Origin of the sequence: Rhodococcus sp. MSC1_016 (genome assembly GCF_023667485.2) — a bacterium.
In the GTDB taxonomy this organism is placed as follows: Bacteria; Actinomycetota; Actinomycetes; order Mycobacteriales; family Mycobacteriaceae; genus Rhodococcus_F; species Rhodococcus_F oxybenzonivorans.
The window spans coordinates 226,808-241,352 of the sequence record NZ_JAMOZI020000001.1 but is presented as its reverse complement, the minus strand read 5'-3'; the positions used below and the strand labels follow the sequence as shown (position 1 = coordinate 241,352).

Here is a 14,545-nt window from a genome sequence, read left to right as displayed (position 1 = left end):
CCCTGCGGAAGGGAAAGGGCGGGGCGGGTAAGTCTTCGTTCAGCGGGCGCGCGCTGACCGAACCAGGCGGGTGAGAATCGGGACGGCGGTGACCACAGCCCACAACCCGATCGCCGCGACCAGGGCTGCGGCGGTGTCACCGATGGTCGCGGTGCCGAGCACGTGCCCTCGCAGCGCGTCGGTGGCGTGCGCGACCGGATTGACCGTCGCCATGGCCTGCATCCAGCCGGGCATGGTCTCGATCGGGGCGAAGGCACTCGAGATGAACATCAGCGGCATCATCACCATCATTCCGGCGAACTGCACCACATCCGGGCGGCGGAGCCGGTCCCCGATGAGTCCGAACAAGGCGCTCATCGCCCCGGCCAGCACCACCAGCACGAGGACCGCGGCGGCGGCATCGAGCGCGGTGCCGTAGAACTCGAAACCCAGTGCGACCGCCGCAATCCCGAGCAGCGCGGCCCGGGCGAGAGTGAAGACCGCCTCGTTGAGGGTGCGGGCCACCCCCGGCAACGCCGCGCGCATCGGCAGGGCCGCGAAGCGATCGTGCAGGCCGTTGGTGTGGTCGATCGCCGCAGACACTCCGGCATTCGTGCCGGCCATCACGGTGGACACTGCGAGCATGGCCGGGGTGAGGAAAACGATGTAGCTGACCCCGGGCGGAAAGCCCGGCCCGGCGGCGACGCTGCGGAAGACCTGGCTGAACAGGACGAGCATCGCCATCGGCATGGTCAACGAGAACATCAGGAGCTGCGGAACGCGCGCGCTGGTGCGCAGGTTGCGGACGGTGAGGGCGGCGAGCTGGTCCCCGATCGGGAACCGCCCCGTCGTGGTGGTGCGAATGGTGGTCATCGGTGGGCTCCAGTGTGGGCGAGGTGGGTGAAGACGTCGTCGAGGCTCGGTGAGGTCACGTCCAGGTCGGTGACCTCGACGCCGCCTCGGTGCAGGTGAGCGACCAGTTCGGTCGCGGCGGGTGCGTCGTCGACGGTGACCGGCACCCGAACCCGACCGTCGTCGAGACGGTGATCGGTGTCCGGGATGAACGGCAGGCTGCCGAGTTGGTGGGCGGGGACGGTCGCGGTCAGGACCTTGCCGCCGACGATCCGTTTCAGCTCGGCGGGGGTGCCGCGGGCGGCGACGCGACCCCGGCTCAGGACCACGATGTGGTCGGCGAGCCGGTCGGCTTCCTCCAGATACTGGGTGGTGAGGACGACGGTGGTGCCGCTGGTGGTCAGCTCGTCGACGACGTCCCACAGCCCGGCCCGGGCAATCGGGTCGAGACCGGTGGTCGGTTCGTCGAGGAACAGCACCGACGGGGACCCGACGAGACTCGCGGCCAGGTCGACGCGCCGTCGGGAGCCACCGGAAAGTTCCCCGATCCGCCGAGTCGCGTACTCGTGCAACCCGAGTCGGTCGATCAGCGCATCGGCCCGTGCGCGGGCGGCGGTGCGACGCAACCCGGCCAGGCGGCCGATCAGCTCCAGATTCTCTCTAGCGGTGAGGAATTCGTCGAGTCCGGCGTATTGGCCGGTCACCCCGATCCGGCGGCGCACCTCGGAAGCGTCGGCGACGACGTCCAGACCCTCGACCTCCACCCGGCCGATCGTGGGGCGCACCAGGGTGGTCAGAGTACGGATCAAGGTGGTCTTACCGGCGCCGTTGTGGCCGAGTACCCCGAGGGTGGTCCCGACCCCGGCGGCGACGTCGACTCCGTCGAGGGCCCAGGTTTTGCCGTAGGCGACGTGCAGGTCCTCGACGAGGACGGCGGGGGCGGTCATCGCACACCCCCGGCGTGATCGGCGTCGGGATGGGCGGACAAGTGGGTGGTCATCGGAAGATTCCTCTCGAAGAAAGGTGTGCTCCCACCCGGTGGTGAGTGGAAGTCCGCTTTCTCAGACGAAGCAACCGAGAGTTGGATGCAGCAGGATCCGCCAGCTATTTGCTGCGCCTATAGTTGCTCACTTCGGCTCGTGTGCGAGGTCAGTTCTGCGGGTGTCCTTGCAGGCCAGGTGGCTTCACCGACGAGGTATCCGTCGGTGAACTGTGCGACGATGCGCAGGCCTGTGTTCGAGCTGTTGTCGTACACGGTCGCATGATCGCAACGTGGGAATGCCTGAGCGACGAGACCTCACAGTCTTCGGTGCTGCCTTTTTCCCTCGGCCATCGCGCTGGACACCAGGTCTGCCGCCAAGCGCGTGACCTTGTCCGCAGGACTTTGCATCGCTTCGCTTCCCGTGTGGTGTAGCTGTTTGCTACAAGCGTAGCTGGTAGCTACATCATTGCCGGGGTTCGCGGACGCTCACCGGCCTTCCCTGCTATCCGTTCGGACGGGCAGTCAGAGTCACCAGCTGCGGAGCCGGTGCGGCGCCGCGGCCACCCTCAGCGGCGGGTTCGGGTTCGTCGAACACCCCGGCGCCGCCGCACACCCCGGTCTCGGGCAGGGTCAGCTCGATCCGGGCCGCGGCGTCGTGATCCCCGCTCAGGGCGGCGGCGATGCTGCGAACCTGCTCGTAACCCGTCATTGCCAGGAAGGTCGGGGCGCGGCCGTAGCTCTTCATCCCCGCCAGGAACACATTCGGCTCGGGATGTGACAGTTCGGTGACCCCGTGCGGGTAGACGGTGCCGCAGGAGTGCACGTTCGGGTCGATCAACGGCGCCAACTGGGTCGGGGCCTGCAGCACGGGGTCGAGGCCGAGTCGGATCTCCGACAGCCAGGAAAGGTCCGGCCGGAACCCGGTGAGCACTACCACCCGGTCGACGTCTTCGATGCGGGCCCCGGTGTCGGAGACCAACGCGACCTGCCCAGCATCGGATTCGATTGTCGCGGTACGGAACCCGGGAACCACCTGCAACAGTCCGGCATCGACGGCCGCCTTCGCGCGCAGGCCGAGGGCGCCGCGGGCGGGTAGCTGGTCATCCTCGCCGCCGCCGAATGTGGAGCCGACGTCACCGCGGCGCAACACCCACGTGATGCGGGTGCCCGAGGCATGCTTCTCCAGATTGGCCAACGCGACGATCGCGGTCAACGCCGAGTGTCCACTGCCGGCGATGACGGTGTGTTTGCCCGCATACCTTGCTCGCACTGCGGCGTCGGCAAGGTTCGGGACCCGGTACTCGATCCGGTCCGCGGCAGCCTTCTCGCCGAGTGCCGGCAGGCCTTCGCCGCCGAGCGGGTTCGGGGTGCCCCAGGTGCCGGAGGCGTCGATGACCGCCTGAGCGATGATGCGGTCCTCGGTGCCGCCTGAGCGGCGCAGGTGCACCGACAGCGGTTCGGTGTCGCGGCCGGCGTCGACCACCCGGTCCCGGCCGCGGCGGGCCACCCCGATCACCTCGGTGTCCAGCTGAACCACGTCGCCGAGCGTGGATGCCAGCGGCTGCAGATAGTTCTCGGCCCAGTCCTGGCCGGTCGGATATGTGTCATCGTCCGGGGCTGCCCAGCCGGTCGCCTCGAGCAGGCGGCGAGCGGCGGGGTCGATCAACTCCCCCCAACGGGAGAACAACCGCACATGGTTCCACTCGGCGACGGCAGCACCGGCGAGCGGACCGCGCTCGAAGACCAGCGGAGTCAGGCCGCGCTCACGCAATTCGGCGGCTGCGGCGAGGCCGATCGGCCCCGCACCCACTACGACCACAGGCAAAGCATTCATCTCGAAATCCTTTCATCGACGTTCATCGATCTACTGATCTCGGAGAGTATCGATGCTCGTCGATGAATGCAACCATCGATGCATATCGATATAGTGAAGTCATGAGCTCCGTGGAGATGTCGGCCGTCCGGACTACCCGCCCGAAAGATGCGCTGGCGACCGAAGATGCGGTCACCTACGCCGGTTGGTTCGCCTGCCTGGCCGACCCCACCCGGGTCCGGCTGCTGCACCAGGTCGCATCCCGGCCTGCCGGGATCACGGTCGGTGAGCTCGCCGACGCCCTCGAAATAGGACAGCCCACCGTCTCGCATCACGTCCGCAAGCTCGCAGACGTCGGCTTCGTCACCGTGAACAAAAGCCGCACCAGCACCGTCGTCACGGTCAACCCCTCCTGCTGCACCGGACTGCCACACGCCGCGGACGCGGTCATGGGCGTGCTGACCTCGCGCCCGTGCTGCCCGGACGACCTACCCGGCGATGTAACCGTCCGCCCCATGACAGACGAGGACTGGGAGGACGTGCGCCGGATCTACGGCGAGGGCATCGCCACCCGCACCGCCACCTTCACCACCGAAGTGCCCACCCGGAAATCCCTGGACGCACAGTGGCTCCCCGATCATCGGTGGGTCGCCGAGATCGACGGCACGGTGGCCGGCTGGGCCACGCTGAGCCCGACGTCCGGACGGGACTGCTACCGAGGCGTCGCCGAAAACTCGATTTACGTCGCCGACGGCATGCGCGGGCGCGGCGTCGGCAAGACCCTGCTGCGCACCCAGGTCATCGCCGCCGACGACGCCGGTATCTGGACGCTGCAGACATCGATCTTCCCGGAAAACCGGGCCAGCATCGCCCTCCACCACTCCGCCGGATTCCGCACCGTCGGCGTCCGCGAACGCATCGCCCAACTCGACGGTATGTGGCGCGACACTGTCTTCCTCGAACGCCGCAGCGCAGCGACGACCTGAACGGTGTTCGCAACCTTCGACTTGACCTTCGAGTCGAGTTGAAGGTTTACCGTCGATGACATGAGCACGTACAGGATCTCCCAACTCGCGGAGCTCTCCGCGGTGCCGGCCACGACTCTGAGGTTCTACGAGACCGCGGGCTTGTTGCCCGCGGCGCGGACCGCGTCGGGTTACCGGGTCTATGACGACGACGCGGTAGACCGGTTGGCGTTCATCTCCTCGGCGAAACTTCTCGGGTTGCCGCTCGAGGAAATCCGGGAGCTCCTCGAGGTGTGGGAGCAGGGGGTCTGCGCGCACGTGCGGCAGCGGATGCTGCCGATGATCACCGAGCGCATCACCGATGCGGACGGCCGGATCGCCGAACTTTCCGCGTTCTCGGCGCACCTGGCCCGTGTCCGCACCGACCTGTCCCAGCCCCCGCCGACAGGCGCTTGCGGACCCGAATGCGGCTGCCTCACAACCGCCCCGACGACACCGGTCGCGGTCTCGTTCACCCGGACCCGGCCCGAGCCGGCACCGGCACTCGACGACAGACCGGCGACTCCGGTGGCGTGCACCCACGGGGGCGACCAGAAGGGCGAACGGATTCAGCAGTGGCGGCAGGTCCTGGACTCGGCGACAGGCCGTGAGGACATCGACGGCGGCCTGCGACTGCGGTTCCCGGCCGATCCGGACCTGGTCGCCGACGTGGCACGGCTGGCCACGGCCGAGCAGGGCTGCTGCGCGTTCTTCGATTTCACCCTGCAGCTGACCCCCGGCGCCCTGGTGATGAGTGTGCGCGCCCCCGAGGCGGCCGAGCCGCTGGTGACCGAGCTGTTCGGAGTGAGGGCATGACGGCAGAATACGAACCGACGAGGGAGACGAGCAGTGGCACAGCCGCAGGGCGTGGTCGCGCGAATGGAACAGCACCAGGTGGCGATCTACCTCGCGGCGATGGTCGCCGGCGCCGGGATCGGCTGGGCCGCACCGACAGCGGGCCCTGGCCTCGAGCACGCGATCAACCCGGTTCTCGGCGCGCTGCTGTTCGTGACGTTCCTGCAGGTGCCGGCCGCCGAACTGCTGCGGTCCCTGCGCGACGGCCGGTTCCTGGCGGCCATCCTGGCGGTCAACTTCCTGCTCGTCCCGCTCGTCGTCGCCGCGATGTTCACCTTCCTGCCCGCCGACCAGGCGGTGCGGATCGGTGTGCTGCTGGTGTTGCTGTGCCCGTGCGTGGACTACGTGATCGTCTTCTCCGGGCTGGCCGGCGGCAGCAGCCGCCGTCTCCTCGCGGCGACCCCGCTGCTGCTGCTCACCCAGATGCTGTTGCTCCCGGTGTTTCTCGTGCTGTTCCTCGGTTCGGACCTGTCCGATATCGTCGACGTCAAGCCTTTCGTCACCGCGTTCATTCTCTTGATCGTCATCCCCCTCGTGTTGGCGTGGGCCACCCAGTTCTGGTCGGCGCGTGCGGAATCCGGGCGGAGCGCATCGGCGGCGGCAACCGCACTGATGGTTCCGCTGATGGCGGCCACCCTGCTGGTGGTGGTCGCCTCCCAGGCGCCGAAGCTCGAGGGCCAAGTTGCCGATGTGGCCGCGGTGGTGCCCTTCTACGTGGTGTTCCTGGTGGTGATGGCGTTCGCGGGACTGCTGGTCGCCCGGTTGTGTCGGTTGGACCCGCCGTCGGGGCGGGCCGTGGTGTTCAGCGGAGCAACCCGTAACTCCCTGGTCGTGCTGCCCCTTGCGCTGGCCCTGCCCGACCACCTCGCGGTCGCCGCGGTCGTCGTGGTCACCCAGACCCTCGTCGAGGTCGTCGGCATGGTGATCTACGTCCGGTTGGTGCCGCGTCTGCTGCTCGCGGCCACCGATACCTCACCCGCACCGGCCTGAGCCGGCACCCGGCGAGCACTGTACGACTTCCTCGATTACGCCACGGCGGCGGATTTCCACGCCTCAGTTCAGTCGCCGCAACACTCGCGGTCATTGGCTGCGGTATCGGGGGCGGAATTGACCGGCGCGGCACAGCAGCTCTCGCCCTTCCAGGCGTTGACCCCTTCCTTGACGGCGATCACCGCGATCACCAGCGCGGCAACCGGATCCGCCCAGGACCAGCCGAACAGGCTGTTGACCAGCAGGCCCACCAGTAAGACGGCGGACAGATAGGTGCACAGCAGGGTTTGCTTGGAGTCCGCGACCGCGGAGAGGGAGCCGAGTTCACGTCCGGCTCGCCGTTGCGCCCAGGACAGCACCGGCATGACCGCCAAACTCACAGCAGCCAAACCGATTCCGATAATCGAATGTTGCGCTTCGCCCAGCCCCATCAGCGACCGGAGAGCGTCGACGCTCACATACAGCGCGAGTCCGAAGAAGGAGAAAGCGATGATCCGCAGCGCGATCTTCTCGCGCGCTTCGGGATCCTTGCCCGCAAACTGCCAGGCTACGGCGACCGCCGAGGACACCTCGATCACGGAGTCCAGCCCGAATCCGATCAGCGCGGCAGAGGACACCCTAGTGCCCTCGGTCAACGCGATGACCGCCTCGATCACGTTGTAACTGATCGTCGCGGCCACCAACCACCGAATTCGGCGCGAGAGCAACTGGCGACGATCCGCCGAGAGACCGGGTGGCCGCATCCCCGGGGTGCCGAGATCTGACGCCATCAGCAGCACCCGTCGGCATCCGCTGTCGGGCAATGGGACGGATCGACGGCCAGGACCAGACCGATCAAGTCGTCGAGCGCACGCCCGATACGAGGATCCGCCAGTTCGTAGCGAGCCCGTCGCCCCTCGGGAACGGCGACCACCAGTCCACAGCCCCGCAGGCACGCCAGATGATTCGACAGGATCTGCCGCGACACCCCGATCTGCTCGGCCAACTCGGACGGATAGCCCGGCGCTGACCGCAGACGCAGCAGGATCTGCGTGCGCGTCGAATCCGAGAGCGCATACCCGAAGCGGGCAAGCGCATCACCGTGCACCAGTGTGTCCACACCCAAACGATACATCTGTTTCTGTATCCAGAAAAGCATGTACCAGAGCCCATTCATCGTCTGTTCATTTGTGGACTGATTCGATGTCTGTCAATATCGACCTATGTCGAATCAGGAACTGCCGGAGAGTGGTGCGTGTTGCTCACCGCTGGTACGCGAACCGTTGACCGAGGACTGGGCCGGCGATCTGGCCCGGATGTTCAAGGCCCTCGGTGACCCGGTCCGCCTGCGCCTGCTCAGCCTCGTGGCCTCTCACGCAGGTGGGGAGGCGTGCGTGTGCGACATCTCCGAAACGTTCGACCTGTCGCAGCCGACGATTTCCCATCACCTGAAGGTGCTCCGGTCGGCCGGACTGCTGGACTGCGAACGCCGCGGCACCTGGGTCTACTACTGGGTGGTCCCGTCCGCGTTGCAGCAGCTGTCCGCGGTGCTGCTCACCGAAGGTGGACCCGTCGTACCGTCCGAGACATGCGCGGCGGAGGTGCCGGCATGAGCGAGGCAACCACCACCGAACACCACCCGGCCGTCGTCGGCAAACTGTCTACTCTCGACCGATATCTGCCGGTGTGGATCGGCGTCGCCATGGTGGCCGGGCTGCTGCTGGGCAGGATGATCCCCGGTCTGGGTGATGCCCTGTCCGCGGTGGAGGTCGACGGAATTTCCCTGCCGATCGCCCTCGGTCTGCTGATCATGATGTACCCGGTGCTGGCCAAGGTCCGCTACGACCGTCTCAACACGGTCACCGGCGACCGCAAACTCCTCGTCGGGTCCCTCGTGCTGAACTGGGTCCTCGGCCCGGCGCTGATGTTCGCCCTGGCCTGGCTATTGCTGCCGGATCTGCCCGAGTACCGCACCGGCTTGATCATCGTCGGGTTGGCCCGCTGCATCGCCATGGTGATCATCTGGAACGACCTCGCCTGCGGTGACCGCGAGGCCGCCGCCGTGCTGGTGGCGATCAACTCGGTGTTCCAGGTAATCATGTTCGCCGTCCTCGGCTGGTTCTACCTCTCGGTTCTGCCTGGTTGGCTCGGCCTCGAGCAAACCACTATCGACACCTCTCCGTGGCAGATCGCGAAGTCGGTGCTCATCTTCCTCGGCATCCCGCTGCTCGCCGGCTACCTGACCCGCCGCTACGGCGAAAAGGCAAAGGGCCGTATCTGGTACGAGTCCAAGTTCATCCCCCGCATCGGGCCGTGGGCGCTCTACGGGCTGCTGTTCACCATCGTCATCCTCTTCGCCCTGCAGGGCGAGCAGATCACGTCCCAGCCGCTCGACGTCGTCCGCATCGCGATCCCGCTACTCGCCTACTTCGCCATCATGTGGGGTGGCGGCTACGCCCTCGGCGCCGCAATGGGTCTCGGGTACGAGCGCACCACTACCCTGGCGTTCACCGCCGCGGGCAACAACTTCGAACTCGCCATCGCCGTCGCCATCGCCACCTACGGCGCCACCTCCGGCCAAGCACTCGCCGGTGTCGTCGGCCCACTGATCGAGGTGCCAGTCCTCGTCGGACTCGTGTACGTCTCGCTCGCGCTGCGTAGAAGATTCGCCGAGCAGCGCACGCCCACGCCGGCCGTGACGCTCGACAATCACGACTCCTGATCGACACCTACCTCCGAAAGGCATTTCGCATGGCTTCCCGACCCAGCGTGTTGTTCGTCTGCGTCCACAACGCCGGCCGCTCCCAGATGGCCGCCGGATTCCTCACCCACCTCGCGGGTGATCAGATCGAGGTCCGCTCCGCCGGATCCGCCCCGGCCGAGACCATCAACTCCGCCGCTGTGGAGGCCATGGCCGAGATCGGCATCGACATCTCCGGCCAGTCCCCGAAGATCCTCACCCCCGACGCCGTCCAGACCTCCGACGTCGTCATTACCATGGGTTGCGGCGACGCCTGCCCCGTCTTTCCCGGGGTCAGCTACCGCGACTGGGCACTCGAGGACCCGGCCGGCAAGGGCGTCGAGGCGGTCCGTCCGATCCGCGACGAAATCCGCTCCCGGGTCGAGGCGTTGATCGCCGAACTCGTTCCCGCCACCGCCTGAGACGGGGACCGACCGATGACGAAACCCTCCGTGTTGTTCGTGTGCGTGAAGAACGGCGGCAAATCCCAGATGGCTGCCGGGCTGATGCGAAAAGCAGCCGGCGACGGCGTCGACGTACACTCCGCCGGAACCAAACCCGGCACCGCCGTCAACGCCCTGTCGGCGGAGTCCCTGCTCGAGGTCGGTGTCGACATCACCGGTGAAACGCCGACACCCATTGACCCGCAGCTGGTTCGAGACGTCGACGTGGTAGTCACCCTCGGCCGCGAAGCTCACGTCGACCCCGTGGACGGGACCCGGTTCGAGAACTGGGACACCGATGAGCCGTCCGACCGCGGCATCGACGGGATCGAGCGGATGCGCCTGGTCCGCGACGACATCGCCGCCCGCGTCGATCAGCTCGCCGCCCAACTCTGCACCACCCAGCCCTGATACCCGAGGAGAACCTGCTCGTGAGCACCATCGAAATATTCGAACCCGCCCTGTGCTGCAATACCGGCGTCTGCGGCGACGACGTCGACCAGGCGTTGGTCACCTTCTCCGCAGACATGGACTGGGTCCGCTCCCAGGGCGGAGACATCGCCCGGTTCAACCTCGCCAGCGAACCCCTCGCATTCGCCGAGCGGGAACCGGTCAAGGCGTTCCTGCAGGTTTCCGGATCCGAGGGCCTGCCGCTGGTGCTCGTCGACGGGGTCACCGCGCAGACCGGCCGCTACCCCGACCGTGCCCAGCTCGCCAAGTGGTCCGGACTTACCGAGGCCCCGTCCGCGGCTCCGGCCGGGATCACGATGCTCGGGCTCACCGACGCCGGATCTTGCTGCGCCCCAGACGACGACAGCACCAGCTGCTGCTGAAAGGGTCTGCCTGTTGTGAAGTTTCTCGACTCCCCGCCCCGCTTCCTGTTCTTCACCGGTAAGGGCGGGGTCGGGAAGACTTCCATCGCCTGCGCCGCCGCGATTCACCTCGCCCGCGCCGGCCGCAAGGTCCTGTTGGTGAGCACCGACCCGGCGTCGAATGTCGGGCAAGTGTTCGGGCTGACGATCGGCAACACCATCACCGACGTTGTCGCCGTGCCTGGATTGTCGGCGCTCGAGATCGACCCCGAGCAGGCCGCCGACGCCTACCGCGAACGCATCATCGGACCCGTGCGGGGGTTGTTGCCGGAGAAGGAATTGGCGTCGATCACCGAGCAGCTGTCGGGTTCGTGCACCACCGAGATCGCTTCGTTCAACGAGTTCACCGCCCTGCTCACCGACCACGACACCGTCGCCGACTTCGATCACGTGCTTTTCGACACTGCCCCCACCGGACACACCATCCGGCTGCTGCAACTGCCCGGATCGTGGACCGACTTCCTGAACGACGGAAAGGGCGATGCCTCCTGCCTGGGCCCGATGTCCGGGCTCGAGAAGCAACGCAGCATCTACGCGGACGCGGTCGCCGCCCTCGCCGACCCGCAGCGCACCCGGCTGGTTCTGGTCGCCCGGGCGCAGCGGTCCCCGCTCGCCGAGATCGCCCGCACCCATGCCGAACTCGCCGACATCGGGCTAATCCACCAGTACGTCGTGATCAACGGTGTCCTTCCCGCTCCCGAGGACGGGGACGAGCTCGCTGCTGCGATCTACCGGCGCGAACGGGCTGCCCTCGAAGATCTTCCCCGTGAGCTGTGCGCTCTGCCGTCCGACCGGGTCGAGCTCAAGCCCACCAACATGGTCGGCATCAGCGCACTCGAGGGCCTGTTCACGGTGAACCCTGACGCCACGCCGCAGGCCATCGCAGCAGAAGCGACACCGGTGCCGCAGGCGCCGCTGTCCGCCCTCATCGACGAACTCGCCGAAGCCGATCACGGGCTGATCATGTGCATGGGCAAGGGCGGGGTCGGCAAGACCACCCTCGCCGCCGCGATCGCTGTCGCCCTGGCGCAGCGAGGACATGACGTGCACCTGACCACCACCGATCCGGCTGCCCATCTGACCGACACCCTCGACGGACACCTCGCGGGCCTCGAGGTTTCTCGGATCGATCCGGCCGAGGCCACCGCGCAGTATCGGGATCGAGTGCTGGCCACCAAAGGCGCCGCCCTCGACGAGCAGGGCCGCGCCACCCTCGCCGAGGACCTCGCCTCCCCGTGCACCGAGGAAGTCGCCGTCTTCCAAGCCTTCTCGCGGGTCATCCACGAATCTCGGCGCAAGTTCGTCGTCGTCGACACCGCCCCGACCGGACACACCCTGCTACTCCTCGACGCCACCGGGTCCTACCACCGGGAGATCGCCCGCCAGATGGGTGACAGCACCAATTTCACGACTCCCTTGATGCGGCTGCAGAACCCGGAGGAGACGAAGATCCTGTTGGTTACCCTCGCCGAAACCGTTCCGCGGCTCGAGGCCGAAGGCTTACAAGCCGACCTGCAACGCGCAGGAATCACGCCGTGGGCGTGGATAATCAACAACTCGCTTGCCGCCGCACAAACGATGTCCGACCTGCTCCGGCGGCGGGCTGCGGCGGAGCAATCGGAAATCGATGTCGTCGCGCACCCGCGGATCGCGGTCGTTCCGATGCAGCCCACAGAGCCGGTTGGCGAAGCGGCGTTGACCGCGTTGGTCGAAGCTGAGGTGTTCGGACTGGCGACCTAGCCGCCTGGAACCGGCCCACGGTCATAGCGCTATCGCATGCTCACGGCTGGTTCGTGCAGAAGGCGACGATGTCGTCGACGCGGAAGTGGTCGGGCGACACGTGTTCGCCGCTCACGACGATCAACTCCGCGGCCATCGACGCGGCGCGCAGCCGTTGCACCCACGGCCCGGTCACTTCGGCGATGTTCGCCACCGCATCCTCCGGCGACGCGTACACGCGGATCGGCACGCCCGCACAGGCGTCCGGCTCGTGGCGAACGGCATCCCATGCTTCAGTCTTCGACTCCAGGTCGTGCCCGTCGGCCGACAGCCCGTACGCCGCCGCGAGGGTGTCGCGGCCATGCTCTCCGCGCTCCCACACCGCTCGCATCGACAATGACGGAGCGACCAATATCGCTCCCGCCCATTGCATTTCCCGCAGGCGGATCGCGTTGGCGGCGGTGGTCGCACCCATCGACTCGCCGATCAGGAACCGGCGCGACACCGGCCACCGGCACGACACCCAGTCGTGGAGGGCACCCAACGCGTCCTGGGCATCTCGGTTTCCCCACAGATCGCCGTGCAGGTAGGGGCTGACGACGACAAACCCGGCGTCGAGCAGACCGTCGCGTACGCCGGCCCGTTCACCGATCGACGTTTCATCGGCCGTGCGTCCGTGAAGGTAGTAGACGGCTGCGGACGGTGAAACTCCCTGCGGCACCATGACGAGCGCGCGGTCGCCGGATGCCGGAATGGTTACCGCGTACTCGTCGTACCGCGTGAGGCCGGCCGTGCGCCGCTCGAGCGGCACGGCGGATTCCTCACGAACTCTCATGCGGTCACGCTAACAAGGAGGCTCTGATCCCGCTGGGTCACAACCTGCGAACACCCAGTGGTTTACGTCTGGTCCCGTTTCTCACCGGGTCCACCACTCATACCATTGGATAAATTCCTAACCAATAGTATGGTCCGCGTATGACATCGGTTGATGACGGACGGCGATGGCCGCCCGTCGCCTACGAGGACCATCCCTGGGTCAGTACCACCGGCGACTACGGATCTCGACGCGAACGTCGCCTCACCGCCGGCCCCTACCGCGCGGCGGTACCGCCATTCATCGCGAACCGGACCATCTCACTGAACGGCGAACTGCAGGCGCTGACGGAGGAAGCGGCGACCGAACTCACCCGCTTCGACGCCGAGGTCGGCCACATCACCGCCCCGTTCGCATCCATTCTGCTGCGCACCGAGAGTGCATCGAGTTCGGAGATCGAGAACCTCATCAGCGGGGCACGCCAGATCGCGCTGGCCGAACTCGGCGAGCACGCCTCCCGCAACGCCCGCCTGATCGTCGGAACCGTCCGGGCCATGCAGGCCGCATTGGAGTTGTCCGACCGCATCGACGCCGACGCGATCCTGCAGATGCACCGGGCACTGCTCGAACACGGCGATCCGAACACCGCCGGCCGATGGCGGCAACAGCAGGTCTGGATCGGCGGCGGCAGCCTCGGACCACACACCGCACAATTCGTCCCCCCACATCACGACCGCGTTCCCGAACTGATCGACGACCTGATCGCCTTCGCCAACCGGGTCGACGTACCCGTGGTCGCTCAAATAGCTGTCGCACACGCACAGTTCGAAACCATCCACCCGTTCCCTGATGGCAACGGGCGCGTCGGTCGCGCCCTGATCCAGGCGATGCTGCGCGGCGGGCAACTCACCCGCAGCGTCGCCGTACCGGTGTCCGCGGGCCTGCTGCACGACACCGCCACCTATTTCGAAGCCCTCGGCGAGTACCGTTCGGGCAACCTCGAGCCGATCGTGCAGTCGATCGCGGAGGCATCATTCGCCGCCGTCGCCAACGGCCGCACCCTCGTCCAGGACCTGGAAACGGTTCGAGCCGACTGGCGCACCCGGGTGAAGGCGCGACGAGACGCCGCGGTACACCGCCTCGCCGACCTCCTCCTTCGCCAACCGGTCGTCCACAGCAAGCTCGTCACTTCCACGCTGGGGGTCACCGGCGCCAACGCGCAAATCGCGATCGACCGCCTGGTCGACGCCGAAATTCTCACCCAAATCACCGACGGACGACGCAACCGGATCTGGCAAGCCAAGGACGTCGTCCGCGTCCTCGACGAATTCGCCGCCCGCGCCAAACGCCGCCGAGGATGAATGCGGTGGGGTTCTCACTCCCCACTGTGGATTCAGGGCACCGCAACTGCGCCGATCCAATACACGATCCCCTGATGTGGTCGTCCCGACAGCTCCGTCCGGTACGGCACATCCACGCTTGCCGACCCACTCGCATGTGATC

At 67.2% G+C, this 14,545-nt stretch carries 16 protein-coding genes; 10 read left to right on the top strand and 6 right to left on the bottom strand.

Annotation, left to right across the window (positions count from 1 at the left end; translation table 11 throughout):
- Nucleotides 1-39: 39 nt before the first annotated feature.
- The 3 genes from L1080_RS01105 to L1080_RS01095 all read right to left on the bottom strand — a co-directional run bounded on the left by L1080_RS01105 (nucleotide 40) and on the right by L1080_RS01095 (nucleotide 3,647).
- Nucleotides 40-852: an ABC transporter permease gene (locus tag L1080_RS01105; RefSeq protein WP_250772109.1), complete on the bottom strand. Its 813-nt coding sequence runs from the start codon at nucleotides 850-852 to the stop codon at nucleotides 40-42.
- The gene (locus tag L1080_RS01100; RefSeq protein WP_250772111.1) at nucleotides 849-1,778 is read right to left on the bottom strand and encodes an ATP-binding cassette domain-containing protein; all 930 of its coding nucleotides are present in this window, start codon (nucleotides 1,776-1,778) and stop codon (nucleotides 849-851) included. Before L1080_RS01100 ends, L1080_RS01105 begins: the two co-directional genes overlap by 4 nt.
- Nucleotides 1,779-2,315: 537 nt before the next feature.
- The gene (locus tag L1080_RS01095) at nucleotides 2,316-3,647 is read right to left on the bottom strand and encodes an NAD(P)-binding domain-containing protein (protein ID WP_250772113.1); all 1,332 of its coding nucleotides are present in this window, start codon (nucleotides 3,645-3,647) and stop codon (nucleotides 2,316-2,318) included.
- A gap of 101 nt (nucleotides 3,648-3,748) precedes the next feature.
- Here L1080_RS01095 and L1080_RS01090 point away from each other — a divergent pair, with 101 nt between their 5' ends.
- The 3 genes from L1080_RS01090 to L1080_RS01080 all read left to right on the top strand — a co-directional run bounded on the left by L1080_RS01090 (nucleotide 3,749) and on the right by L1080_RS01080 (nucleotide 6,475).
- Entirely contained in the window at nucleotides 3,749-4,612 is an 864-nt protein-coding gene (locus tag L1080_RS01090) for a helix-turn-helix domain-containing GNAT family N-acetyltransferase (protein WP_250772115.1), read from the top strand.
- 60 nt (nucleotides 4,613-4,672) lie between these two features.
- Nucleotides 4,673-5,446: a MerR family transcriptional regulator gene (locus L1080_RS01085; RefSeq protein ID WP_250772117.1), complete on the top strand. Its 774-nt coding sequence runs from the start codon at nucleotides 4,673-4,675 to the stop codon at nucleotides 5,444-5,446.
- Between the two features lie 63 nt (nucleotides 5,447-5,509).
- On the top strand, nucleotides 5,510-6,475 hold the full coding sequence (locus tag L1080_RS01080) for an arsenic resistance protein (RefSeq protein ID WP_284708150.1): 966 nt from the start codon (nucleotides 5,510-5,512) through the stop codon (nucleotides 6,473-6,475).
- A gap of 68 nt (nucleotides 6,476-6,543) precedes the next feature.
- Here L1080_RS01080 and L1080_RS01075 read toward each other — a convergent pair whose 3' ends face one another.
- Both L1080_RS01075 and L1080_RS01070 read right to left on the bottom strand, forming a co-directional pair.
- Nucleotides 6,544-7,245: a cation diffusion facilitator family transporter gene (locus L1080_RS01075; RefSeq protein WP_250772122.1), complete on the bottom strand. Its 702-nt coding sequence runs from the start codon at nucleotides 7,243-7,245 to the stop codon at nucleotides 6,544-6,546.
- The gene (locus L1080_RS01070; RefSeq protein ID WP_250772125.1) at nucleotides 7,245-7,574 is read right to left on the bottom strand and encodes an ArsR/SmtB family transcription factor; all 330 of its coding nucleotides are present in this window, start codon (nucleotides 7,572-7,574) and stop codon (nucleotides 7,245-7,247) included. The genes L1080_RS01075 and L1080_RS01070 overlap by 1 nt, the downstream gene beginning before the upstream one ends.
- Nucleotides 7,575-7,677: 103 nt before the next feature.
- Here L1080_RS01070 and L1080_RS01065 point away from each other — a divergent pair, with 103 nt between their 5' ends.
- The 6 genes from L1080_RS01065 to arsA are packed head-to-tail and all read left to right on the top strand — an operon-like array spanning nucleotide 7,678 to nucleotide 12,249.
- Nucleotides 7,678-8,067 carry an ArsR/SmtB family transcription factor gene (locus L1080_RS01065; RefSeq protein WP_213576566.1) on the top strand — a complete coding sequence of 130 codons (390 nt, stop codon included), beginning with the start codon at nucleotides 7,678-7,680 and terminating at the stop codon, nucleotides 8,065-8,067.
- The gene (arsB, locus tag L1080_RS01060; RefSeq protein ID WP_250772128.1) at nucleotides 8,064-9,176 is read left to right on the top strand and encodes an ACR3 family arsenite efflux transporter; all 1,113 of its coding nucleotides are present in this window, start codon (nucleotides 8,064-8,066) and stop codon (nucleotides 9,174-9,176) included. Before L1080_RS01065 ends, arsB begins: the two co-directional genes overlap by 4 nt.
- A 29-nt stretch (nucleotides 9,177-9,205) precedes the next feature.
- Nucleotides 9,206-9,616: an arsenate reductase ArsC gene (locus L1080_RS01055; protein WP_250772131.1), complete on the top strand. Its 411-nt coding sequence runs from the start codon at nucleotides 9,206-9,208 to the stop codon at nucleotides 9,614-9,616.
- A 15-nt stretch (nucleotides 9,617-9,631) separates the two neighbouring features.
- Nucleotides 9,632-10,048 (top strand): arsenate-mycothiol transferase ArsC, encoded by a 417-nt coding sequence (locus tag L1080_RS01050; RefSeq protein WP_250772133.1) that lies wholly within the window; start codon nucleotides 9,632-9,634, stop codon nucleotides 10,046-10,048.
- 20 nt (nucleotides 10,049-10,068) lie between these two features.
- Nucleotides 10,069-10,470 (top strand): arsenite efflux transporter metallochaperone ArsD, encoded by a 402-nt coding sequence (gene arsD / locus L1080_RS01045; protein WP_250772135.1) that lies wholly within the window; start codon nucleotides 10,069-10,071, stop codon nucleotides 10,468-10,470.
- 15 nt (nucleotides 10,471-10,485) lie between these two features.
- A complete protein-coding gene (arsA, locus tag L1080_RS01040; RefSeq protein WP_250772138.1) occupies nucleotides 10,486-12,249 on the top strand; it encodes an arsenical pump-driving ATPase in 1,764 nt (587 codons plus the stop codon).
- 40 nt (nucleotides 12,250-12,289) lie between these two features.
- On the opposite strand, the gene L1080_RS01035 is transcribed toward arsA, so the two are convergent.
- Complete coding sequence (locus tag L1080_RS01035) at nucleotides 12,290-13,063, bottom strand: alpha/beta hydrolase family protein (protein WP_250772141.1); 774 nt, start codon at nucleotides 13,061-13,063, stop codon at nucleotides 12,290-12,292.
- 140 nt (nucleotides 13,064-13,203) lie between these two features.
- Between L1080_RS01035 and L1080_RS01030 the strand changes: the two genes are divergently transcribed.
- On the top strand, nucleotides 13,204-14,403 hold the full coding sequence (locus L1080_RS01030) for a Fic family protein (RefSeq protein ID WP_250772143.1): 1,200 nt from the start codon (nucleotides 13,204-13,206) through the stop codon (nucleotides 14,401-14,403).
- Nucleotides 14,404-14,545: the final 142 nt, after the last annotated feature.